This window comes from Pseudomonas fluorescens (genome assembly GCF_030344995.1).
GTDB classification, from domain to species: domain Bacteria; phylum Pseudomonadota; class Gammaproteobacteria; order Pseudomonadales; family Pseudomonadaceae; genus Aquipseudomonas; species Aquipseudomonas fluorescens_BF.
This window is the reverse complement of sequence record NZ_CP128260.1, coordinates 1006907-1028822: the sequence shown is the minus strand read 5'-3', so window position 1 is coordinate 1028822 and position 21916 is coordinate 1006907. Positions and strand designations below refer to the sequence as shown.

Annotated in this window: 21 protein-coding genes; 6 read left to right on the top strand and 15 right to left on the bottom strand. The window is 62.3% G+C overall.

Annotated elements, in window-relative coordinates; all coding sequences use genetic code 11:
- Positions 1 to 5: 5 nt before the first annotated feature.
- Genes QR290_RS04570 through cpaB form a run of 5 tightly spaced genes read right to left on the bottom strand, consistent with a single transcriptional unit; the run spans position 6 to position 5546 of the window.
- Positions 6 to 890, bottom strand: coding sequence for a type II secretion system F family protein (locus QR290_RS04570; protein WP_289204415.1), 885 nt, complete (start codon positions 888 to 890; stop codon positions 6 to 8).
- Between the two features lie 18 nt (positions 891 to 908).
- Positions 909 to 2177: a CpaF family protein gene (locus QR290_RS04565; protein ID WP_115076420.1), complete on the bottom strand. Its 1269-nt coding sequence runs from the start codon at positions 2175 to 2177 to the stop codon at positions 909 to 911.
- Entirely contained in the window at positions 2174 to 3364 is a 1191-nt protein-coding gene (locus QR290_RS04560) for a pilus assembly protein (protein WP_115076419.1), read from the bottom strand. Before QR290_RS04560 ends, QR290_RS04565 begins: the two co-directional genes overlap by 4 nt.
- Entirely contained in the window at positions 3361 to 4584 is a 1224-nt protein-coding gene (locus QR290_RS04555) for a type II and III secretion system protein family protein (protein ID WP_115076418.1), read from the bottom strand. Before QR290_RS04555 ends, QR290_RS04560 begins: the two co-directional genes overlap by 4 nt.
- A 20-nt stretch (positions 4585 to 4604) precedes the next feature.
- The gene (gene cpaB, locus QR290_RS04550; protein WP_289204414.1) at positions 4605 to 5546 is read right to left on the bottom strand and encodes a Flp pilus assembly protein CpaB; all 942 of its coding nucleotides are present in this window, start codon (positions 5544 to 5546) and stop codon (positions 4605 to 4607) included.
- Positions 5547 to 5885: 339 nt separating this feature from the next.
- Between cpaB and QR290_RS04545 the strand changes: the two genes are divergently transcribed.
- Positions 5886 to 6092 (top strand): Flp family type IVb pilin, encoded by a 207-nt coding sequence (locus tag QR290_RS04545; RefSeq protein ID WP_115079889.1) that lies wholly within the window; start codon positions 5886 to 5888, stop codon positions 6090 to 6092.
- A 71-nt stretch (positions 6093 to 6163) separates the two neighbouring features.
- A complete protein-coding gene (locus QR290_RS04540; protein WP_115076416.1) occupies positions 6164 to 6571 on the top strand; it encodes a response regulator in 408 nt (135 codons plus the stop codon).
- A 22-nt stretch (positions 6572 to 6593) separates the two neighbouring features.
- On the opposite strand, the gene QR290_RS04535 is transcribed toward QR290_RS04540, so the two are convergent.
- Complete coding sequence (locus QR290_RS04535; protein WP_289204413.1) at positions 6594 to 7370, bottom strand: response regulator transcription factor; 777 nt, start codon at positions 7368 to 7370, stop codon at positions 6594 to 6596.
- 107 nt (positions 7371 to 7477) lie between these two features.
- Entirely contained in the window at positions 7478 to 7948 is a 471-nt protein-coding gene (locus tag QR290_RS04530; RefSeq protein ID WP_115076415.1) for an A24 family peptidase, read from the bottom strand.
- A 75-nt stretch (positions 7949 to 8023) separates the two neighbouring features.
- Between QR290_RS04530 and QR290_RS04525 the strand changes: the two genes are divergently transcribed.
- Positions 8024 to 8470 (top strand): TadE/TadG family type IV pilus assembly protein, encoded by a 447-nt coding sequence (locus QR290_RS04525; protein ID WP_289204412.1) that lies wholly within the window; start codon positions 8024 to 8026, stop codon positions 8468 to 8470.
- Positions 8467 to 11214: a PAS domain-containing sensor histidine kinase gene (locus QR290_RS04520; RefSeq protein ID WP_115076413.1), complete on the top strand. Its 2748-nt coding sequence runs from the start codon at positions 8467 to 8469 to the stop codon at positions 11212 to 11214. The genes QR290_RS04525 and QR290_RS04520 overlap by 4 nt, the downstream gene beginning before the upstream one ends.
- On the opposite strand, the gene QR290_RS04515 is transcribed toward QR290_RS04520, so the two are convergent.
- From QR290_RS04515 to QR290_RS04495, 5 genes are all read right to left on the bottom strand, one after another.
- Positions 11211 to 13208, bottom strand: a complete 1998-nt coding sequence (locus QR290_RS04515) for a pilus assembly protein TadG-related protein (protein ID WP_115076412.1) — start codon at positions 13206 to 13208, stop codon at positions 11211 to 11213. The genes QR290_RS04520 and QR290_RS04515 overlap by 4 nt on opposite strands.
- A 149-nt stretch (positions 13209 to 13357) precedes the next feature.
- Complete coding sequence (locus QR290_RS04510) at positions 13358 to 13915, bottom strand: DUF4136 domain-containing protein (protein WP_115076411.1); 558 nt, start codon at positions 13913 to 13915, stop codon at positions 13358 to 13360.
- 54 nt (positions 13916 to 13969) lie between these two features.
- Complete coding sequence (locus tag QR290_RS04505) at positions 13970 to 14584, bottom strand: DUF4136 domain-containing protein (protein WP_085748621.1); 615 nt, start codon at positions 14582 to 14584, stop codon at positions 13970 to 13972.
- A 12-nt stretch (positions 14585 to 14596) separates the two neighbouring features.
- A complete protein-coding gene (locus QR290_RS04500; RefSeq protein WP_115076410.1) occupies positions 14597 to 15346 on the bottom strand; it encodes a methyltransferase in 750 nt (249 codons plus the stop codon).
- On the bottom strand, positions 15346 to 15648 hold the full coding sequence (locus QR290_RS04495) for a MazG-like family protein (RefSeq protein WP_011332275.1): 303 nt from the start codon (positions 15646 to 15648) through the stop codon (positions 15346 to 15348). Before QR290_RS04495 ends, QR290_RS04500 begins: the two co-directional genes overlap by 1 nt.
- 143 nt (positions 15649 to 15791) lie before the next feature.
- Between QR290_RS04495 and QR290_RS04490 the strand changes: the two genes are divergently transcribed.
- Both QR290_RS04490 and QR290_RS04485 read left to right on the top strand, forming a co-directional pair.
- Positions 15792 to 16085, top strand: coding sequence for a hypothetical protein (locus QR290_RS04490; RefSeq protein WP_115076409.1), 294 nt, complete (start codon positions 15792 to 15794; stop codon positions 16083 to 16085).
- 37 nt (positions 16086 to 16122) lie between these two features.
- On the top strand, positions 16123 to 17472 hold the full coding sequence (locus QR290_RS04485; protein WP_102718484.1) for an MATE family efflux transporter: 1350 nt from the start codon (positions 16123 to 16125) through the stop codon (positions 17470 to 17472).
- Positions 17473 to 17481: 9 nt separating this feature from the next.
- On the opposite strand, the gene QR290_RS04480 is transcribed toward QR290_RS04485, so the two are convergent.
- The 3 genes from QR290_RS04480 to speA all read right to left on the bottom strand — a co-directional run bounded on the left by QR290_RS04480 (position 17482) and on the right by speA (position 21765).
- Positions 17482 to 18276 (bottom strand): DUF4123 domain-containing protein, encoded by a 795-nt coding sequence (locus tag QR290_RS04480; RefSeq protein ID WP_289204411.1) that lies wholly within the window; start codon positions 18274 to 18276, stop codon positions 17482 to 17484.
- A complete protein-coding gene (locus QR290_RS04475; RefSeq protein ID WP_289204410.1) occupies positions 18273 to 19619 on the bottom strand; it encodes a type VI secretion system Vgr family protein in 1347 nt (448 codons plus the stop codon). Before QR290_RS04475 ends, QR290_RS04480 begins: the two co-directional genes overlap by 4 nt.
- Positions 19620 to 19851: 232 nt before the next feature.
- Entirely contained in the window at positions 19852 to 21765 is a 1914-nt protein-coding gene (gene speA / locus QR290_RS04470; protein ID WP_289204409.1) for an arginine decarboxylase, read from the bottom strand.
- Between the last annotated feature and the right edge of the window lie 151 nt (positions 21766 to 21916).

Sequence of the window (21916 nt, the reverse complement as noted above, 5' to 3'; positions counted from 1 at the left end):
GCACGTCAGACACTCCTCAACATGCGCCACAGCGCCAGGCAACCGGAAACCTGCAACACCACCGCGACAATCAGCATGGTCCGACCGCCCGAGTCGTTCCACATGCCGAGCATGTAGCCGGGATTGGTCAGCATGAAGTAACTGACCAGGATCACCGGCAGCGATCCGAGTACCCACGCGGTCATCCGGGTTTCGCCGGTCAGCGCACGCAGTTGCCGGGCACCCTGGTCGCGTTCGCGAATCAGTTTGATCAGGTTCTCCAGCAACTCGCTGGCATTGCCGCCATAGCGATGATTGACCTTCAGGCCCAGGGCGAACATGCGCAGTTCGTCCTGCTCGTAGAGTTCGGCGAAATCGCTGACCGCGTCCGGCAGGTTCACTCCCAGCTGCACGTTGCGCTGCACCCGGCCCATCGCGGCTTTCAACGGGTCCTCACTGGTTTCGATGCCGCCCATTACCGCATCGGACAGGGTCCGGCCGGACTTGAGGCTGCGCACGGTGTGATCGAGCAACTGCGGTAGCTGTTCGATCATCCGGTTGAGCCGGCGCCGATACAGCCACGCGATGTACAGCCGCAAGATCAGCGGCGGCGCCAATATCAGCACCAACAGACCGACCCAGTCAGCCAGCAGATAACCCAGCATCATGGCCACGACCCACAACGACAGCCAAAGCCCGAAACGTTCGCTCGGCCGGCCGAGGCCTGCGCGCAGAAACATCCGCTCCAGCCCGGTCCACGAGGTTTTTTCGGCCCCCCCCTGGGGCTGCCCGGCGGCGAGGCGCGAGAGCACCCGTTCGTTGGCAGTCTTGCGCACACCTTGCAGGAACAGGCGAATCGACAGCCCCAGCAACAACAGGCAGAGGACGATCAAAATCACCGGTCCGATCATGACGAAGGCTCCATGCGTTCAGCCCAGACTCGACTCGTGTCGCAACTTGTCGCCGGCCGGGTTGACCGCTTCGCGCAGAAAGCCGAAACCGGTGCGTCGGTCCAGACGGAACAGGGTATTGGTGACGTAAACGTCTTCGCGCACGCCGACCACTTCCACCACTTCACTGACGCAGCGGCGGCCGTCGGGCATGCGGGTCAACTGAATGATCACGTCGAGCGCCGCGCAGATCATCTGCCGCAGGGTACGTTCGGCGACCGTGCGACCGGTCAGGCCGACCAGGGTTTCCAGACGCAGCAACGCATCCTGGGCGTTGTTGGCGTGCACCGTGCTCATCGAGCCATCGTGACCGGTGTTCATCGCCGTCAGTACGTCGAGCACTTCAACGCCCCGGATCTCGCCGAGAATGATCCGGTCCGGACGCATCCGCAGGGCATTGCGGATCAGGTCGCTGGCCTTGACCTCGCCGTGCCCCTCGGCATTCGGCGGGCGGGTTTCCAGACGCACAACATGAGGGTGGCCGAGCTGCAATTCGGCGACGTCTTCGATGGTCACCAGTCGTTCGTGGGGGTTGATGAGTTGGCTGAGAATGTTCAGCAGCGTGGTCTTGCCGGTGCCCGTGCCGCCGCTGATCAGGATGTTGCAGCGCTTGCCCACGGCCTCCTGAAAGCACTCGAAAATCGGCAGGTCGATGGTCTGCATGGCGATCAGGTCACTGCTCTTGAGCATGTCCTTGCGGAATTTTCGAATCGACAGACAAGGGCCGTCGAGGGCGATCGGCGGGATGATCGCGTTGACCCGGCTGCCGTCCGGCAGGCGTGCATCGACCATCGGCGAAGACTCGTCCAGCCGCCGACCGAGCGGCGCGAGAATGCGCTGCATGACCCGCTCGACGTGGTGTGCATCGATGAAGCGCAGGTCACTCTGATGCAGTACACCGTCGCGCTCGACGAACACCCGGTGCGGGCCGTTGACCAGAATCTCGGTGACGGCGGTGTCGCGCAGCAACACTTCCAGCGGGCCGAATCCGGTCAGTTCATCGACGATTTCTTCCGCCAGCCGCTCCATCTCGTAACGTGAAATCGCCAGGTGCAAACGGGCGATGTATTCGGCGACCTTGTCGGTGACGAATTGCGCCAGCAACTGCCGCGAACCTTCCAGCAGGTTTTTCCCGGACTCCTCGATGGCATCGATGATGTAGCGATGCAGGACCAGTTTCAGGCCTTCGTGGTCGGTGTTGCCCGACGGGCCCCGCGCCGGCGCACCGAAGAGTTTTTCCGGGCTCATGAGGTGCCTCGCAACCGGTCGAACCAGGTGACCTTGGGTTTGGCCAGGCCTTCGGAGCGCTTGGCCAGCCGCTCGCCGAGCACCCGCAGGCTCTGGGTGAGTTTCTCCCTGGGGGCCAGCTCAAACAGGCTGACACCCTGGTTCTTGGCGTTCAGGCGCAGCTCCGGACTCAAGGCCAGCACCGCGATCACTTCCAGGTTGAAGGTCTTGCCGAGGGTGTCCGCATCCGGCGCGACGTTGCTCAGATAGCGGTCGACCAGCAGCCGTCCGTGATCAAGCTTCATGCCTTTTTCGCGCCACAGATTGAACACCGCGAGATTGCGTCGGCAATCGAGAACATTCTGGTCGGTGTACCAGATCAGCTTGTCGCAATGGCTGACAAAGGTGCGCAGTGCCTCGCTGTCAGGCTGGCCGGTGAGGTTCACGACAATGTGCTGGAAGTGCTGGCGCAAGGCGCTGAGCAGCATGTACAGCTCGGCGGCGCTGGTGCTTTCCAGCGGTTCGTCGTTGTCGGCGTACGCCAGAATCCGCAGTCCCGCTTCGGCGCTGGTGAACGCACTGTCGATCAATGTTGCGTCGAGCCTGCGCAGGTGGCGCAAGGCATCGCCGAAGTGGAACGAACTCTCCAGCCCCAGCAACGCCAGGCTGTCGCCACGGGGCAACCCGAGGTCCAGCAACAGCGTCTGCTGTCCGCTTTTTTGCACCACCAGCGCCATATGGTTGGCCAGCAGCGCGCCATCGGAACTGCTCTGTACGCCGTACAACACCGTCAGCCCGCCCAGCAACGCGTTGTGGGTCACCGGCGGCAGGCGTTTGCTCAAGCGCCGCACCAACCCGGCCACTTCGCTGGAGCGCGAACCATAGGCGACGAAATCCCGTGCCCCGGCGCGCATCGCATTGAGCACCAACTGGTTGTCCATGCCGTCGCCCAGGGCAACGATCGCCAGCATCGGCTTGGCCTCAAGCGCACCTTCGATGAGCGCGCTCTGGGCCACCACGTGTTCACGGTCGAGGCCGACGAACACCAGGCTGGCGAAGGTGACGTCCACCAGCGCGAGCAATTCGTCGAGGCTGCCCGTACCGGCACTGACCACCTGGCCCAGAGGCGCGAGGGCGCTTTGCAGCCACTCCAGATCGGTGTTGTTGCGAGTGATGGCGAGAAAGGTCTGGCTCAGGCTCTGGCTCATTGGGATAACCCGCTGCGCTTGTCGAAGTTACCGTTTTCCAGGAAGAACATGCGGTAGAAATTCGGGTCGTAGTTGCGCAGTTTTTCACCCGGCAACGACGGCAGTTGTGCCTCCGCCGAGAGCGGGCGCACCAGGTGCGGAGTGACGATCATCAGCAGCTCACGCTCTTCGCGTTTGATCTGCGAGCTTTTGAAAAAGGCCCCGAGCACCGGGATGTCGCCCAGCCCTGGAAACTTGTCGACCTGGGAACTGTTGGTGGTGCTGATCAGACCGCTGATGACGAAACTCTCGCCATCGGCCAGGGAAATACTGGTGTCGGTGCGGCGGATGGTCAGGGCCGGCACCGTGGTGCCAGCGATGTTCACCGCGTTGCTGAAATCCAGTTCGCTGACTTCCGGTGCCACCTTCAGGGCAATGCGATCGTGGCTGATGATGGTCGGCGTCAGGGTCAGGCGGATGCCGAACTCCTTGTATTCGATCGACACGTTGTCGCTGCCGGAACTGGGCACCGGAATCGGAATCTGCCCGCCCGCGAGGAAACTTGCACTCTGCCCGTTGAGCGCCACCAGACTTGGCCGCGCCAGGGTGTAGGCGAAGCCGCTGCCTTCGAGGGCATTGATGATCGCCATGGTCTTGCCGCCGATCCACGAGAAGTTGAACAGCGAGTTGTCCACCGGCAGTCGCGGTTGCGGGACGCCGTCTATGGGCGGCAGGGTTCCGGGCGAGCCGAACAGGAAATTGCCACGGGTGCCGATCAGCGAAGCCGAGGCCTGTTTGAGCTTGGTGCGGCTGACTTCGACGAAGCGAATGTCGGTCTGTACCTGCGAGGGCAGCAACGCATCATCCGACGGCAGTGCACCGGTATTGGTCAAAGCCGAGGTGGCGGCGCCCTTGACGAACACCATGCTCTGGCGCGGCTCGCTGGAGCAGCCGGTCCAGACCATGAGACTGGTAGCGCCCGGCGCCACGGCGGTGAGCAGGAACGAGGAATTGCCATTGGCATGCACGTCGGCGATTTTCGGATCGCCGATGGCCAGGCGTGTGATCGCCACCGGGGATTGCATGTCCTGCTGCCAGCCTTCGTTGATTTCGATCACCGGCGGCAAGCGCCCGAGCGCCGCGCAGTTGCCGGTGGCCGCGTGCGCGGCATTGATTGACAGTCCCATCAGCAGCAAGGCCCGGAGCACGGGATTGAAGATCGGCCAGGAACGACTCTGCATGCACTTGGATCCTTGCTCAGTCATGGGTTTTGTTGAAGGGGCTGATTGCCGCGAATCACTTCCACCGCAGGCCGTACCGCACCGCCATGGTCGCCACCGGTAGCAGCCTTCGGCGCCGTCCCCAGCGCCAGCTGAGTGAACTGGAAAAGCTGACTGTTGGCGGCAACCAGTTTTTCCGGTGCCTGACTTTCGCCGGCCCAATACTTGGCCAGGCGCTGTTCTTCACTGCTGCGCACGGCCAGGCGCAATGTCCCGACCTGGGTGGCGAGCATCATTCGACTCAACAATTGTTCAGGCACCGCCAGCACCACGGTGCGCGCGGTGAGCCGGCGCTGGTCCTGCTTGATTTTGTCGTCGGCACTCAACGCAGGGGCGGACGGTTGGCCGTCATTGGTCAGGCCGTATTGCTCGCCGACACCCAGCACGCGCATGGCCGGCACCACAATCTGTGCCGACTGCTGCGGGTTGCTGGCGTCCTGGCGCAGGTACAACAGCACGTCGACGTAATCCCCGGGGATCAACTGCCCGGCCGCACCGATCACTTCATCGACCGACACGGCCAGCGCGCGCTCGTCGCGGTGGATCATCCGCGCCAGTGTGCCGCCGGCCTCGAAGCTCTCTTCGTTGAGCCAGGTGCCGGCGCTCAGGTGGCGCCACGGTGTACGGCCCACGGCCTGTTCGAGGGTGCCGAGGCTGCCGGCGGGAGCGCTGCGCAGTTTTTCGACGGCCAGATCGGCGGCGGTGAGTGGGGTAAATGGCGGGACGTCACGTACCAGCACCACGACGGGCTGGCGGGTCTGGTCTTCGGCGGCAGCAACGGTTTTTTCGACGGTAACCACCGCCGGCGCGGGCGCCTCGGCAACCGGAGCGGGCTGCCGGCTGAGCACCAGGCCCCAATATCCGACAACGATGGCGCCCAGTAAAAGCACCGCTGCAAGGCCCATGGTCACACGACTGTTCATGACGGCTCTCCCTTTCCTGCTGCACTACCAGCCGCACTTCCTGTCAAGGGAACATCGCAATCAGGCAGCTATGAACATCCAACTATTTCGCTATTTCCACGCTAGCTGAAACAAGCCAAAACGCCATTACTGACAGCCAAATAACCCACGAAAGTATGGGTGTTGGCCAATTAGCAGTCGAAATACCGGGAACGACGAAGCGACTAATCCTTTGTGACTAATCCGTTCTTACAGTTGTTGGGTGGGGGTTTGTTGACAATGCTCAAATGGCACGGCGAACGCTTTGCCGCTGCCGTTACATCGGCGCCAGGAGCGCAAAGGAGTGGGCACATGTTTCGAATGATCGTTGATTATTTAATGGCCAGAGCCCTGCTGTTTTACAAACATGAAGACGGTGCCTCGGCAATCGAATACGCCATTGTCGTAGCCATGGTCGCCGTGGTGGTTGTCGTTTTCGTCACTCCGCTGGGTGATCGAATGCTGGCGATCTTCAACAACGTCCTGGTGTCGCTGGGCGGCACTGCGCAAACCCGGCCAACTCCGTAATCGAAGTTGCGCCAGCACCTTGCTGATGTCGGGCTACACTCGATCTTCCATTCAGCTTTCAGGTACTGCCCATGAACGTGTCTTCTTCCCCACGCCAACAGTTGCTTCTGGTTGACGACGAAGAGGACGCGTTGCTGGAGCTGGCGGAGTTGCTGGAGGGTGAAGGTTTCGTCTGTCATACCGCCACATCGGTCAAACTCGCCCTGCATCATCTGACCCGCCATCCCGACATCGCCCTGGTGATCACCGATCTGCGCATGCCGGAAGAAAGCGGCATGTCGCTGATCAAGCGCTTGCGCGAACACACCTCGCGCCAGCATCTGCCGGTAATCGTGACGTCGGGGCATGCGGACATGGAAGACGTGAGCGACATGCTGCGGTTGCAGGTGCTGGACCTGTTCCGCAAGCCGATCTATCACGTGCGGCTGCTGGAAACCCTCGACAACCTGTTTCCCAAGCCGAAGATGAATGCCGGGTAAAGAGAATGCCCGGCAGTGTGATTCAGTGGGCAGTCACCCGCTGACGCAAACCGGAATTGCCCGGCGATAACGCCAACGCCAACTGCGTGCGGTTATGCATGTGGGTCAGGCGCAACACCTGCGAAACATAGAGCTTCACGGTGTTTTCGGTAATGCCCAGCTCACAGGCAATCTGATAATTGGTCTGCCCCTTGCCCACCAGGCGCGCCACGTCCAGTTGCCGTGGCGAGAGCTGATTGAAGATCGCCGGGATTTCCAGCTCACCGGCCTCGCGGGCGGTTTCGTCGCTGACCGGCGCCGGGCCGCGCCGCACCTTGTCCAGATCCTGGTAAAGATCATCGATGGACGACGACAGGTCCTGCAGCTTCTGATTCAGATGGCCCAGTTGCAGGGTTTTCTGACGTTCCTGCAGTACCGCTTCCTGGCGTTGCAGGCCTTCGAGCAATTCATCCAGATTGACCGGTTTCTGGTAGTAGTCGGCGATCCCGGCGCGCAAGGCCTTGATCACGTCCTGCTTGTCGGCGCGACCGGTGAGCATGATGGCTTCGAACGCCCGGTGTTTGCCGGCCAGCCGTTGCAGTTCCTGCACCAGTTGAATGCCGTCCATGTCCGGCATGTGCAGATCGCACAGCACCAGTCCGATCGCGATGTCGTCCGAAAAACGCTCGATCGCCTCTTTGCTGGACTCGCACGGCACACAGCGGTAGCCGCTGCTCTCGAGGAATTCACAGAGCTCTTCGACGATCAGTGCCTGATCATCGACAACGAGGACTTTTATCGCAGAGGTAAGCTTGTTCACGTGCCACTCCATGCCCAGGCCAATACTGGCCATTCCTGTACTGACCGGTACCTTTGAAAGTAGACCCACTTTCCGACTATGTACATAAGACTAGTGGCATCTGGCGACTAATGGATCCAAGGTAGCGCAAGCACAAAACCGACTAACACGAACGGCGCAAATGGCAGCTTTTTTGACATGGATGGCGCCATATATCGAAGACGATCCCTAAGTCGTTGACTCATATGCAGCCAGAGTCTTGGCGCCACCAGCATCCAGACCACGCTCGCCGCACCGGCGCCGATGAATATCCCGAGCAGCGACAAGCCGTCCGTCGAAAGGCCAAGAGCTGTCATTAATTTCACATCGCCGGCGCCCATTCGTCCCATGAAATACCCCGGCAGCGTGAACGCCAGCGCCACGACACAGGCCCAGCCGCCCTGCCCGGCTTCGGCGCCCATCCAGGTAGTACCGAAAGACAACAGATAGATCAGCGCGAAAGCGGCGGCGCCCAGCGTCAGCGCGTTGGCAATCCTTCGTTGCCGGGCATCCTGGGCCGCGCAGGCCGTCAACCAGATCAGAAGGACAAGGCTTTGCATGCGGTAAAAACCGTCCGTTTTTGCTGAATGATTCTATGCTGATACTACGCAGTGACTGTCAGGGTAGACGCACGGATGAAAACCGGCTCTCGGAAGGCGCAAAAAGGTGCGGTGGCGATCGAATTCGCCCTGGTGTTCGTGATCTTTTTCGCGGTGTTTTATGGCCTCGTCAGCTATAGCCTGCCGTTCGTGCTGATGCAGACGTTCAACCAGGTCACCGCCGAAGCCATCCGCCGCGCGGTGGCGGTCGACCCCACGATTCCCAACTATCCGACCGTGCTGGTCAATACCGCCAATGCCGCGTTGAGCCAGCAATTTTTACTGATGCCCTCGTCACTGAACCTGGTCGTTGGCACTGATACCTCCACGGTCTATGACCCGACCCAGGGCACGCTCACCGTCAGCGTCAATTACCCGGTGAGCAAGCTCAACCGGGTCATGCCGTTTCTGGTGTTGCCGGGCATCGGCGCTGTCCCCAGCCTGCCCACCAACCTGACCGCCATTTCGAGCCTGAAATTTTGACTCCGGGTGACAACCTGCTCGGCCGCCTGCTCAAGCGGAGCATGGTCGCCAGCGACTTGCCGGATGTGCTCGGCACCCCACTGACGGGCCTGCACATCCACCTCGACAGCGACGGCGGCGTATTGCAAGTGGCCGGTCCGCTGCGCCTGTTGCTGACGCAACAGTCGCTCCGTGACAAACCGCTGCCGTTGCGCGACTACCTGCTGGCGCACAGCACGCTGTCCATCGAGGGCCGCCCGCAGGACTGGCAAGGTCAACTGCTGGATCTGGATTTCCCTGGCCTGGGCGACCAGACGTTGCACCTGCGCGGCTGGGTCCAGCCGCTGGGCAACGGCTGGCTGCTGCAACTGATCGACATCGCCGACCTGTTGTCCGAACGCCAGCAAGCGCATCAGCGCGAGGCGTGCCAAATGATCGCCGAGCAGATCAGCAAACAGTTGCGCAGCTGTAGCCTTGGCCGGTTGCCGGTGCTTGTCAGCGAACAATTGCAGGTGATCGCCCAGCGCTGGCAGATCCCGTGCCTGGCACTCGCCCTGCTCGATGAACAGGAACAAGGTTGGCAGATCCATCAGCAATTCCACGCCCATGACGCACCGGCGCTGTGGCACGACGGCCAGCGTCTGGGCACGCCGCTCGACAGCCTCAATGGCACCGGCCCGCAGCGCCTGGGCGAGCATTACGGCCAGTACGAGCACTCGCGGGTCCAGGGCCTGTTCGGTAATGCCGAAGGCTTTGCCGTGCCCTACAGCGATGATCGAGGCGTGATGGCGTGGCTGCTCTGCGGTTTTTATGCGGTGGACAAGACCGCGCCGTATCTGACCGACCGTGACTGGCTGATGCTGGCGGGTGCACTGGCCGGCCCCCTGCTTGGTCGCTTGCGCGAACAACAGCACCAACTGCAACTGGAGCGGCTGGAGTCATTGCAGACGCTGCTCGGTACAGGCTGGTGGGAAATCAGCAGCAGCGAGCAGATTCAACTGGCCCCGACGCTGGCCGCCACTCTGCAACAGGACAGCTCGACGTTGACGCTCGACAACTGGCTGAACCTGATCCATCCCGCCGATCGCGAAGAAGTCCGCAGCCGCCTGCAAGCCCTGCAACTGCACGGGGAAATCCTCGACCTGTGCGTGCGCCTGCATTCTCGTGACGCCAGCCAGACGCCGGCGTGGTATCGCCTTCAGGGGCAGGTCACCGGTACCGGCGAACATCGCCGGCTGGTGGGTTTCATGCTCGATATCAGCGACATCAAGAACCAGCAGCAACTGGCCGCCGCCGCCCATGCGCGGCTGGACAACCTGATCGCCAGTTCACCGGCGGTGATTTACGTCCAGCACTACGTCGAAGGCGCCTTGCTGCCGGCGTTTTTCAGCGCCAGCCTGCAACCGCTGCTGGGCTGGAGCCTGGAGGACTGTGACGCCAGTGCGCTGGCAGAGCGGATTCACCCGGATGACCGGGCCCTGTATTTCGAGCGAACCCGGCAACTGCTGCGTGAAGGCTCGGTGCGCGCCCGCTATCGCCTGCGCGACAGTCGCGGCGATTATCACTGGCTGCTCGACGAAGCCCGGCTGCTGCGCAATGACCTCGGCCTGCCGGTAGAAGCCGTCGGATTGTGGCTGGACGTCACCGAAGCGACACTGGCCGCCGAGCAGGTCAGACAGAGTGAGGAGCGCTACCGGATTCTGGTCGAGGACTCGCCAGCGATGATCTGCCGCTATCGTCCGGACCTGATCCTGACGTTTGGCAACCGGCCGCTGGCGACCTATCTGGAATGCGCTCCCGAAGACTTGGCCGGGGTCGATCTGGGTAGCTGGATGTCCGACGTTCAGCGCGCCGCCTTCGTTGAACGCCTGGCCCGGTTGACCCCGCAATCCCCCGTCAGCACCGCCGAAATCAACCTGCAATTGCCGGGGCGCGAACATGCGTGGTGGGTGTGGTCGGATCGCGGGGTGTTCGATGAGCACGGAACGCTGATCGAAGTACAAGCCGTTGGCCGCGACAACACCGAAGTGCGCCGCTCGCAACAGCAACTCACGCAAAGCGCAAAAATGGCCACTCTCGGTGAAATGGCCACCGGCCTGGCCCACGAAATCAATCAGCCGCTGAACGTCATGCGCATGGCCATCGTCAACGTGCAGAAGCGCCTGAGCAACGGCGATGTGCAGATCGATTACCTGACCGACAAACTCAATCGCATCGACGCTCAGGTACAGCGCGCTGCAAAAGTGGTGGACCACATGCGGGTGTTCGGCCGCCGTTCCGAGATCGAGCAACAGCTGTTCAACCCGGCCAGCGCCATCGAAGGCACGCTGTCGTTGCTGGCCGAGGGCATGCGCGGCAAAGGCGTGGATTTGCGCATCAGCGAAACCGCGTTCGAGGTTCAGGTGCGCGGGTACGTCGATCAGCTTGAACAGGTGCTGATCAACCTGATGGTCAACGCCCGCGATGCGCTGCTGGGCAAACGCGAGTCCGACTCGGCATTCAAGCCGTGGATATCGATCTACGCCGAGCGCGACGAGCAGAACGTGCGCCTGTGGGTCGAGGACAACGGCGGCGGTATCGACCCGCGTCTGCTGGAGCGGATTTTCGAGCCGTTCTTCACCACCAAACCGGTGGGCGTCGGCACCGGCCTGGGACTGTCAGTGAGTTACGGGATCATCGAGAACATGGGCGGGCACTTGAGCGTGCGCAATTCCCCGGACGGCGCACGGTTCTGCATCGAACTGCCGATCGCCCCCGACGACTAGATCACCAGATAGGCCTTGCCGGTCTGGCCACAGGTCATGTTGGCGCCAACGTCGACATCCATCAGGTTGATCCCCAGCCCCTTGAGCAAATTGTTGAGCAGCGGATCCAGCAACGGACTCACCAGGTTGGTGATCAGTGGTTGCAGGATCGTCGTGACATCGCTGATCAAACTGGCGACGCCGGTGACAATCGCCCCCAACGGGTTGCTGCCCTGGGGTTTGTAGACGATCAGATTGATCCCGGCCAGGGTGCTTGCCAGGCTGTTGACGATGTTGCTGGAGGGCGCGGCGGCAATCACGCTCGGCGGCAGTTTCAGGTTGGGCGGTGTGGCGAATGGTGTGGTGCTGGAAAACACCAGATTCTGGGTGTTCTGCGCCACGCTGGTGTTGACCATGATCGCGATGCCGCCTGCGCCGTAGGGCACGTGAGTGCTCGGGTCACAGCTGCCGATCCCCAGAATCTTGTGACAGGTCACCGTGCCCAGATCCACCAGCGGCAACGGTGCGACGGTGGGTTCGGCGGCAGATGAAAAGGCGTTGGTCGGGTCGATTTTGCCCAGTTTGAGATCGGCGATCGAGGTGAGGGTGCGGGCCGTCAGGCTTTTGGTGCCGGTGTTGCCGGTCGGGCAACTGTAATCGGTGACATAACTGATGGCACCACCGGCATCCAGGCTGATGTCGATTTGCGGCGAGGGCAACAGCTGCGGGTCCAGTTGCTCACAACCGGCCCCGAGCAGGCAGCCGACCGAATTCAGTGTGGCGACCAGATTGAGGCTCAACAGCGCATTGAGCGTCGGTGTCAGGGTGCCAACCAGCCCCAGCACCGCATTGGCCAAGCCAGTCACCCCGGACAGCACCGGCAGATTTATTGAAAGCATCGTGCGAATCTGCGCGGTGCGCACATAAATCCGGTTCGGCCCGGTGGGGTTGGCCCTGGCCAGCGCCGGATCACCAATGGCGGAAAACTGCGGCGGCTCGATGACCTTGACCCGCACCGTGACATTTGCCAGCCCCAGCACGCTGATCGGCAGGGTCGCGGCCACCGCACTCTTGCTGTTGGCCAGCTGAATCACGCCCTGGACCAGTTGCAGCAATTGCAGATTGGCATCCAGCCCGGCGGCCGTGGTACCGGTCTGCAATTGCAGAATGTCGCCGAGTTTGACCGGTGCGGCATTGATCGCCGCCACTTGCAGCTGACCCAGCGCGGTAATCACCTCAGCGGTGGCACCGTTGAGCTGCACCGCCGTAATCGCGGCCTGGATCAGTTGGGTCACTGTGGCCTGCGTATTGAGCAACTGGGTGTAATTGCCGGCGGCGACGTTGAGGTTGATCGCCAGTTGGTTCAGGTAGCTGAGTAGGTTGATATCGGTATTGAGCAAACCATTCCAGCCCACGGCCGTCAGATTGACGTTACCGCCGAGCAGCCCGGAAAACAGCGGATTGAGGATGTTCGATTGCGCGGTGTTGATGCTGGCCAGATTGCTGCGGATGTTCAACTGAGCGACGGTCGGCTTGGGTTTGGCCGCCACCGCCGAAGCGTAAAGCACGGTGTTGAGACTGACCGGTGTGCCACTGAACAACGCCTGCACGCCGCCGGCGAAACTGGTGGTGACGGTGCGGTTGGCTGCGACCTTGACCGCCTCTGATTGCGTCGCGTCCACCGTAAACGTGCGCAGGCCGGTAGCGGCTGTCGCCAACTTTCCGCAATCGATCACAAGGACGTTGGTGGCATTGGCGACAAACCCGTTGCGCGTCGCGCTTTGCCCCGCGTAACTGGCGGCGGTAAGGCCCGGCAGGCAATTGCCGCCACGGCTGACGGCTTCGAGGGCGGCGGTGTCCACCAGGCGCTGCAGTTTGCGTTGTTCCATGTACAGGCGGCCGGTGTCCACCACCAGCAGCATCAACACCAGCGCCAGGCTGAGCGTGGCGGCCGCCATCAGGCCGATGGCCCCCCGCTGCCGGGCAGGGCCGCCGCACTGCGGATGACGCGACATGGCGCACTCCTTTGCCGGCGCACTGCCGGGCGCAACCTCCATTGGTGGTTTTGAGTGTAGACGCGCTACACCGACACTGCTGGCAACGCGCCAGTTTCACCCGCCCATAAAAAACGGGAGCCATGGGCTCCCGTTGTTTTTCAACAGACTCAGCGCGGTGGATAGTTGGACAGGATCCGCGCCACGGTTTCGCGGATGGCGTTGCTGCGATCCGCGGGGTTCGGCGTGCGGCTGAGCATTTGCTCGTCGCTGCCGCGCCACACCAGTTTGCCGTCCTTGCCGTCGAGCAGATCGACCTGGATGGTCGCCACTTTGTAGGTGATGTTGCGGGTTTCGTTGTACATCGGCGCGCCCCAGTACCCGTTCCACGGACCACCCCAACCGCCGCCGTAGTTGGTGGTCACTTGTTGCTGACGGTCCTCGACGATCAGGTAGGTCTGTACATTCAGATCGCCTCGGGCGCCCGAAGCGGCCGGGCGCAGGCCTCGCTGATCCAGTTGGTCGGCGACGGCCTGACGGATGCGTTGTTCGGTCAGGTCGCTCTTGATCCGTGGATCGTCGGGGCGGTATTGCAGGGCGGGGTCTTTCCAGCTCCAGCTGCGATAAGCGGCAAAGTCGCGGCTGGCGTCGAAGTCATGATTGACCTGGTTGGCGGCACAGGCACTGAGCAGTGCGGCCACGACCAGTAAAGCGAGACGGCGGAACATGATTTTTCTCCGGTGGAAGACATGAACCTGAGGGAGCTTCTCATTTGCAGGAAGCTAACTGGGAGGATACGCCGACATGGCCTTTTCGACAGCCTCCCGAATCGCATCGGTGCGATCACTTTGCTTGCCCTGAGTGCCGGTTTCGGCGCTGGCGCTCCAGACCGGCTGACCACTGCCGGCGTCGAACAGATCGACCCGCACCACCACGACCTGTTCCTGATAAGTACGAACGATCGGCACCGTGTTGTACATCCCGTAACCCCGGCCGTAACGGTCATAACCACCGTATCCGCCGCCGTAGTAACCGTAATCGTCCTGCACCTGACGCAAGCGGGTTTCCAGGCTCAGGTTGGCACTGACCAGCAGGTCGGCCGGGCGATTATCATGCAGCGGCCGCAGACCACGCTGATCCAGCGCACTGCTCACGGCTTCGGCCACTTGCGCCGAATCCGCCCAGGCCGTGCCCGGTGGCAACTGACCGTTGAGCCACGCCCAGCTGCGGTAACGCCCGTAATCCCGAGGCGGCGCGGGATAAGCGCTGCGGTCGAAGGTGGTCGCCGCTTGCGGTGGCGCCGGCGGCAATGGCCGCGACTGCGCCACGTAAGGGTTGCTGCCCTGGCAGGCGGCCAGCCCCAGACAGATCAGCAATAACCCTGAATGACCTTTCATATCTCGCTCCGATCAGATCGGCCGGCAGATCCAGTGCAAGTAGCGCCCAAGCCCGGCGAAGCTTGGGTGACGACGGTGTGCGAGTTCCATCTCGAGCAAATCAATCAACTCGGCGCGGGCCTGGAATTCCACCGGCATGTAATCGTGGAAAACCCGCACCCCGCTCTGAGTTTCGACCTGCCACAACCCGGCGAGTTGCGTCGCCAGTTCCCGTGGATCGAGTGGCTGCTGCGGGGTCAGGCTCTGCTTCTCGCCGGCCATCTCGTTCTTGCGCATTTTCTTGAAATGGCCTTTGAGCAGGTTCCGGTAAATCAGCGCATCGCGGTTGTAGAACGCCAGCGACAGCCAGCCGCCGGGCTTGGTCAATTGATGCAGCACCGGCAGGATCGCGTGGGGTTCGGCCAGCCACTCCAGCACTGCATGGCACAGCACCAGATCGTAGGGTTCGGTGAGCTGGCCGAGCAGTTCCTGCCAGGGCGCCTGAATGAACGTTGCGGTTTGCCCGGCATCGGCAAAGCGCTGGCGTGCGCCTTCAAGCATCGGCTCGGCCGGTTCGGTGAAGGTCACCTCGTGCCCGCGCTCGGCCAGCCACAGCGACATGTGGCCCAGGCCGCCACCGATATCCAGCACCCGCAACGGACGATCCGGCAGGGCTTCGGCGAGGTCGGCCTGCAACACCGCGAGGCGGATCGCACCTTTGGCACCGCCGTAGATTTTCTCGGCGAAGCGGGTCGCCAACTGATCGAAATGACGGTCGCTCATCAGCTGAACCGCCGTTCGCTGTCGGCGAGTTTGCTGCGCACCACTTCATTCATGTCCAGCCCCAGTTCGCTGCACAGCAGCAACAGATAGAGAACGATGTCGCCGACTTCCTGCCCGGCGTGGGCCAGTTTGTCCGCCGGCAGTTCGCGGGACTGGTCTTCGGTCAGCCACTGGAAGATTTCCACCAGTTCGGACATTTCCACGCTGGCGGCCATGGCCAGGTTTTTCGGGCTGTGAAATTGCCGCCAGTCATTGCGGTCGCGAATGGCGTGCAGGCGTTCGGTCAGTTCAACAAGGTTCATCGGGCTCTCCTGAAGGCGTATAGCTTCGGGGGGAAGCTGCGCGAAGGCAAGGGCCAGTCGCCCGTTAAAACCCTCTATGCTTGCAGGGAACTCGACCGCCCCCGCTGCGGCCCAAGGCTCAGCTCTTTCATCAGGAAACAGACATGCAGGTAGAAAGCTTTTTCGAATGGCTGGGCCAGGCGCTCGGCTCGATCATCCGCTTCATCGTCGACGGCCTCAGCGGCCTGTTCAATCTGCTCGGCAACGCCGGCGGCAACTTTGTCGAAGGGCTGTCGAAGGCGCTGGGCATGGACACGTCGATCATCAGCATCATCGCGCTGATCGTCGGCCTGATGCTGCTGTGGTCGGCGATCCGCGCGTTCATGAATGCCTCGATCATTGCCGGGATCATCTGGCTGCTGCTGGGATTATGGCTGCTGAGCTGGATCATTCACTGACACCTCCCGCTACAATGCCGCTCCCCAAGGAGCCCGCATGTCCAACCTGATCGCCGACTGGCGCGACCGCCCGACCCATCGCCGGGTCTGGGCCCTCGCTGCCCCCATGATCCTCTCCAACATTTCCGTGCCGCTGGTGGCGCTGGTCGACAGCACCGTCATCGGGCATCTGCCTCACGCCCATCAGTTGGGCGCAGTGGCCGTCGGCGCCAGCCTGTACACCTTTCTGGCCTGGGCCATGGGATTCCTGCGCATGGGTACCACCGGTTTCGCCGCCCAGGCTGCCGGGCGTAGCGACGGCGCGGCCTTGCGGCAGATTCTGCTTCAGGGCCTGCTGCTGGCGATGGGGCTGGCGCTGCTGCTCGGAACCCTGGGCGTACCGCTGAGCGGGGTCGCGCTGCACTTCATGCAACCGTCGGCGGAACTGGATCAACTGACTCGCGACTTCTTCCATACCCGGCTGTTCGGTCTGCCGGCGGCGCTGGCCAGTTATGCGCTGGTCGGCTGGTTCCTCGGCACCCAGAACGCCCGGGCGCCGCTGGCGATTCTGCTGAGCACCAACCTGATCAACATCGTGCTCAACCTGTGGTTCGTGATTGGCCTGGATTGGGGCGTGGTCGGTTCGGCGCGCGCCTCGGTGATCGCCGAATGGAGCGGCGCCCTGCTCGGCCTGTGGATGACTCGCAAAGCACTTCGTGCCTATCCCGGACACATCGCCTGGGCCGCCCTGAAAGTCTGGCAGAGCTGGCGCCCGTTGCTGGCGGTCAACCGTGACATTTTCATCCGCAGCCTGGCCCTGCAATCGGTGTTTTTCCTGATCACCGTGCAGGGTGCGCGACTGGGCGATGCCACGGTCGCGGCCAACGCGCTGCTGCTCAACGGCCTGCTGCTGACCGCCCACGCGCTGGACGGTCTGGCCCACGCCGTCGAAGCCCTGTGCGGCCACGCCATCGGCGCCCGTGATCGTCTGGCCCTGCGCCGCTCGCTGGTGGTTGCAGGTGGCTGGTCGTTGCTGGCGAGCCTGGGCTTTGCGGCACTGTTTCTGTTGGCCGGCCACTTGTTCATCGAAATGCAGACCGACATCCAGAGCGTGCGCGAGACCGCGTTCATCTACCTGCCCTACCTGGCCGTTCTGCCGTTGATCGCGGTCTGGAGCTACTTGCTCGACGGCCTGTTCATTGGTGCCACCCGCGCCCGGGAAATGCGCAACGGCATGCTGGCGACCGTGATTCTGCTGTTGCCTGTCGCCTGGGCCCTGCAAGGTCTGGGCAATCACGGCCTGTGGATTTCATTCCTGTTGTTCATGGTGCTGCGCAGCCTGACGCTCGGGGGACTGGCGTGGTGGCTGCGGCGCACCGATGGTTGGTTCAACGGTGCCGCTCACTGATACGGTGCCTCACGACGGGTCGTTCAACCAGCGCCGACGCAACAACTCAAGCCGTTCCCGTGGGGCCAATCCTTGCGGCAGCGGCGTCAGCTCGGCATGCGGATGCTGCAGACGCAGCCACAACCAGTCGTCCAGTAGCGCCTGCTCGCTGAACCCCAATTCCAGGCCTTGCTCCTGAAAGGACGACATCAGCCGATAGTCGTTCTCCATCGCCTGACTCCAGCGCCAGACATGCTGATCCAGCAGACAACGGTGCAGGCGTTCGCGCTGTCGACGGGTCAGGCTTTGCTCGATCCGCAGCGGCTCCACGGCCAGCCCCGGATTGCGCAGTTGCTGCCAGCCCTGACTGCCGCCAGCCAGATCGGCCCAGGTCCCGCCAAACCAGCGCAGCCATCTGATCGGCCCGAGCCAGCAGCTCAATTGTCGGGCGTCGCAGGCATCGAAAAAGTAGCTGGCAGTCTGCCGATTGTAGAAATTGAGCAGCGCCCGGTGATTCAGGCCGACAGACACAGTCAGCATCCGCTGCAAGTGTTCGCGCAATGACGGCTCCGAGGCCTCGCTGCCCAGCAGCAGACCTTGCCAGGTCAGCGGATCGGTGTGGCAGAGCGCCGACAGCGCCGGGCTGTCACGCAAGTCGATCAACCACGGGCCCTGTTCACTGACAGGCTGAAACTCCGTACCGTCAAACAGCCTCAGGCTGTGCACACCGGCAAATCCCCGGCGTAACGTCTGCACGGCCTGCGGCGCCTGTGCGATGTCCAGCAACAACCACTGAGCGCGCTGTCCGGGAGTCGCGACGCTCATCTTCCGTCGCTCGATTTGAGCCCGGCGACCAATCGACAGCTGCACAGTGACGCCGCGCAATGGCGATAACTGCCGCCTCCGGGTATCAGGCACAACAACAATAATGGCTCGGCCGCTTTCAGCCATTGAGGCAGGCCCGCGCTCGCCAGACGCGAGGGCAGCGGTGACGGTGCGTCATCCTCGATGACTTCGGTCAGTGCCGGAACCTGCAAGACGCCGCTGATCACGGGCTGCTCAGGGTCACCTTCCAGAAAACTCACCACCACCTCTACCCCGTCCTTCAATGATGCCATCGGCGTATCGGCCAACGCCGGCGCAAGCGGCAGCCAGCAGTGGCTGGGGCGGGCCCCTTCCCCCTGATAGAGCCAGTCGAACTGAACGGCCACCGGCCGCACGGCATCCGGTTGCGCCTCCTCGACCGACACCACCCACGCACGTTGCGGGCTGCACATGCGCGCCCCCCGGTCTGCAACGGATGACCGGGGCAGCGATAACTGGTCAGCGGCAAAAATCCGGTTGCCGTAGGGCGGCTCGAGGGACTGATCGGCCCGATGCTCGATTCGGCTCACCAGCCAGTGCGCATTCGCGTCCGCCAGAGGCTGGCCGGAGATCGTCAGCCAGTGACCACTGCGCAGGGTCGGCGAACCGGAATGCCCCTGCGCCGTACGTGTCCGCCGCGAGCCTTCTGAGTGCAGGCCCGCATGTTCGCCCACTTGCCAGCGGCTCAATGCCCGCGACTCCCCTTCCTCGCCCTCGAATCGCAGGCTCCCGGCGCGGGGCAGCCGGGCCGGATCGTCCCCGAACACCAGGCAATGTCCCCGGCTCCCGTGTTCGAAGTGATAGTGAATGCGTGCCTGGCCGCACAACCGCTGCAACAGTTGCAGATCCGACTCGCCGTACTGGGTGCAGAACGTCCGGGGCGGATACGCACCGTGCAGATCGAATCGGCGCCGGATGCCGCTGATTCCGTGCTCCCTGAGCACCTGATCAAGAATCTGCGGTATCGAAAGATCACTGAAGATGCGCTGGCTGTTACGCAGGCCCAGACAGCTCAGACGCGGCCCGAGCCGCGCCCGAAACAACCGGGCACCGCGCCCCTGTTCATGCTGGACAAGGCTGTGCAACTGCCCGTGAATACCATTGCCGCAAGGCCCGAAGCACAAGCGCGCGGAACGATACATCAGGCCTGCAAGGTCAAGGTGAGGGTCATCGACCAGCACATCGATTTCGAATGAAAAAGGCTCGCTGATGGCTTCGCAACCGGTGAATGCCAGGACTTCAAGTGAGTTGGACAGGCCCGCTACATCGAGACGAAACGACGGCTCGTCGGCTGGATCGAACATGGGGGGATTCTCTACAGGGGGGCGGGCGGGGATTCTCGCCGAGACCCATGGCCGAGTAGAGGGCCGAACTACAAATTCGGAAATGACCTACGCGAAAAGCAGACGACGTCACTTTGCTGGCCTGGAAGCAAGCCGTTTCGCGAAGAGAAAAAGAAGCGTCTCACCCGGTTGTCTGAAACGTCCGCAGTGAGCGGAACAATTTCAGACAACCAGATGAAAGCGGAACCTGGCCTCAGGAAGACAGGTAGGAGGAGCGGGTCAGACCCAGGCGCAAGGCATCGAGGAACTGGGTGCGCTCGCTGGCGCTGATGCGGGCACTGGCGCACTTGTCGCGGTAGTGGGTCATCAGCTCTTCCGGCGACAGGTGCACGTAGCGCAGCATGTCTTCGATGGTGTCGTGGGTTTCAATGCCGGCGTGGTACACGCTGCCATCGGCGTTCTGGTAGATGTTCACCGAGTCGGTGTCACCGAACAGGTTGTGCATGTCGCCGAGGATTTCCTGATAGGCGCCGACCAGGAACACGCCCAGCAGGTAGTCCTCACCTTCGTTCAGCGCGTGCACCGGCAGGCTGGTCTCGATGCTCTGTTCGTCGACGTACTGGTTGATCTTGCCGTCGGAGTCGCAGGTCAGGTCTTGCAGAACGGCACGACGCAGCGGCTCTTCGTCGAGACGGTGCAGCGGGATGATCGGCAGGACCTGATCGATCGCCCAGGTGTCCGGCAGGCTCTGGAATACCGAGAAGTTGCAGATGTACTTGTCGGCCAGCTTGTCGTTGAGTTCGTCCAGTACCTGACGGTGCGAACGCTGACGCGCCTTCAGCGAGTTGTGCAGACGCCGGCACACGGCGAAGTAGCACTGTTCTGCCAGGGCTTTTTCGGCCAGGGTCAGTTTGCCGTCGGCATACTGGGCGGCCACGTCGCTCATGTAGTGAGTGGCGCGCCAGTAAGTTTCGGTGACCATTTCGATGTCGGTCGGGCCGAGCAAGTCAACCAGCCACTGCACGGTTTCCGGCAGTGCTTCCTTGTTCTCGATCTGCGGCACGTCGTCGTTGTGTTTCTCGACGTCGGTCACCTGCACCACCAGCATCGCGTGGTGCGCGGTCAGCGAGCGACCGCTTTCGGAGAAGATGTGCGGATGCGGCAGGCTCTGCGCATCGCAGAATTCCTTGAGCATGCCGACCACGACACCGGCGTAGTCGTCCATGTCGTAGTTGATCGAACTGGCGTTGCGCGAGTGCGTACCGTCGTAGTCCACACCCAGGCCGCCGCCGACGTCGATGTGATCGACCGGCAGACCGAGGTTGCGCAGCTCGCCGTAGTAACGGATCGCTTCCTTGAAGCCGTGCTGGTAGTCGGCCAGGTTGGCAATCTGCGAACCCATGTGGAAGTGCAGCAGACGGATGCCCTGATCCAGGCCCGCCGCGCGGAAGCGCTCGACCACCGACAGCAGTTGCGCCGCCGACAGACCGAACTTGGATTTCTCGCCACCGGTGTCCGCCCACTTCGACGACGCCAGCGACGACAGACGCACGCGCAGGCCAACCTGCGGCTTGACCTTGAGCGAGGCAGCTTCTTCGATTACCAGACTGACTTCGGATTCTTTCTCGATCACGATGAACACGTTGTGGCCGAGCTTCTGGCCCATCAACGCCAGACGGATGAACTCGCGGTCCTTGTAACCGTTGCAGACGATGGTGCCGCCCTTCGGCGCCAGTGCCAGCACCGCCAGCAGCTCAGGCTTGGAGCCGGCTTCCAGACCGATGGAAACGTTCTGGGTGGCGATGATGTTCTCGATCACCGCTTCCTGCTGGTTGACCTTGATCGGGTACAGCGCGGTGTATTTGCTCTGGTATTCCAGACGCTCGATGTTCGCATCGAAAGCGCCGGTCAGCTGACGAACGCGGTCTTGCAGGATGTCGGGGAAACGCACCAGCAGCGGCAGGGACAAGCCACTCTTGCGCAACTGGTCGACTTGTTCGAACAGATCGATAGGCGAGCTGCTCGGGCCGTTCGGACGAACTTCGACGCGACCGGCGTCATTGATCGCGAAATACCCGGCCCCCCAATGGCGAATCCCGTAAACACTGCGGCTGTCCGCAACTGTCCATTGGCTGCCATCGTCTTTGCGTGTGCGTCGTACGGACATCGAAGTCCCCTATAAAGAAGTCATAGTGCGTCGCCTGATCTCAGGCCGGCGCAGTCTAAAGAATGAAAATGACGGTTCGTCAGCGGGGCGGTAGACCGCGCTGACAGCGTTGAGTTTAGAAACCGGTCATGAACAGGCTCTGTGAAAACCA

What these genes read in the sequence shown, in the direction of transcription:
- QR290_RS04525 (WP_289204412.1), top strand. Translation starts at nt 8,024, where the DNA reads ATGAAAACCGGCTCTCGGAAGGCGCAAAAAGGTGCGGTGGCGATCGAA.
- QR290_RS04545 (WP_115079889.1), top strand. Translation starts at nt 5,886, where the DNA reads ATGATCGTTGATTATTTAATGGCCAGAGCCCTGCTGTTTTACAAACAT.
- QR290_RS04495 (WP_011332275.1), bottom strand. Translation starts at nt 15,648, where the DNA reads ATGAACCTTGTTGAACTGACCGAACGCCTGCACGCCATTCGCGACCGC.
- QR290_RS04530 (WP_115076415.1), bottom strand. Translation starts at nt 7,948, where the DNA reads ATGCAAAGCCTTGTCCTTCTGATCTGGTTGACGGCCTGCGCGGCCCAG.
- QR290_RS04570 (WP_289204415.1), bottom strand. Translation starts at nt 890, where the DNA reads ATGATCGGACCGGTGATTTTGATCGTCCTCTGCCTGTTGTTGCTGGGG.
- speA (WP_289204409.1), bottom strand. Translation starts at nt 21,765, where the DNA reads ATGTCCGTACGACGCACACGCAAAGACGATGGCAGCCAATGGACAGTT.
- QR290_RS04505 (WP_085748621.1), bottom strand. Translation starts at nt 14,584, where the DNA reads ATGAAAGGTCATTCAGGGTTATTGCTGATCTGTCTGGGGCTGGCCGCC.
- QR290_RS04480 (WP_289204411.1), bottom strand. Translation starts at nt 18,276, where the DNA reads ATGAGCGTCGCGACTCCCGGACAGCGCGCTCAGTGGTTGTTGCTGGAC.
- QR290_RS04515 (WP_115076412.1), bottom strand. Translation starts at nt 13,208, where the DNA reads ATGTCGCGTCATCCGCAGTGCGGCGGCCCTGCCCGGCAGCGGGGGGCC.
- QR290_RS04540 (WP_115076416.1), top strand. Translation starts at nt 6,164, where the DNA reads ATGAACGTGTCTTCTTCCCCACGCCAACAGTTGCTTCTGGTTGACGAC.
- QR290_RS04500 (WP_115076410.1), bottom strand. Translation starts at nt 15,346, where the DNA reads ATGAGCGACCGTCATTTCGATCAGTTGGCGACCCGCTTCGCCGAGAAA.
- QR290_RS04560 (WP_115076419.1), bottom strand. Translation starts at nt 3,364, where the DNA reads ATGAGCCAGAGCCTGAGCCAGACCTTTCTCGCCATCACTCGCAACAAC.
- QR290_RS04565 (WP_115076420.1), bottom strand. Translation starts at nt 2,177, where the DNA reads ATGAGCCCGGAAAAACTCTTCGGTGCGCCGGCGCGGGGCCCGTCGGGC.
- QR290_RS04485 (WP_102718484.1), top strand. Translation starts at nt 16,123, where the DNA reads ATGTCCAACCTGATCGCCGACTGGCGCGACCGCCCGACCCATCGCCGG.
- QR290_RS04510 (WP_115076411.1), bottom strand. Translation starts at nt 13,915, where the DNA reads ATGTTCCGCCGTCTCGCTTTACTGGTCGTGGCCGCACTGCTCAGTGCC.
- QR290_RS04475 (WP_289204410.1), bottom strand. Translation starts at nt 19,619, where the DNA reads ATGTTCGATCCAGCCGACGAGCCGTCGTTTCGTCTCGATGTAGCGGGC.
- cpaB (WP_289204414.1), bottom strand. Translation starts at nt 5,546, where the DNA reads ATGAACAGTCGTGTGACCATGGGCCTTGCAGCGGTGCTTTTACTGGGC.
- QR290_RS04490 (WP_115076409.1), top strand. Translation starts at nt 15,792, where the DNA reads ATGCAGGTAGAAAGCTTTTTCGAATGGCTGGGCCAGGCGCTCGGCTCG.
- QR290_RS04555 (WP_115076418.1), bottom strand. Translation starts at nt 4,584, where the DNA reads ATGCAGAGTCGTTCCTGGCCGATCTTCAATCCCGTGCTCCGGGCCTTG.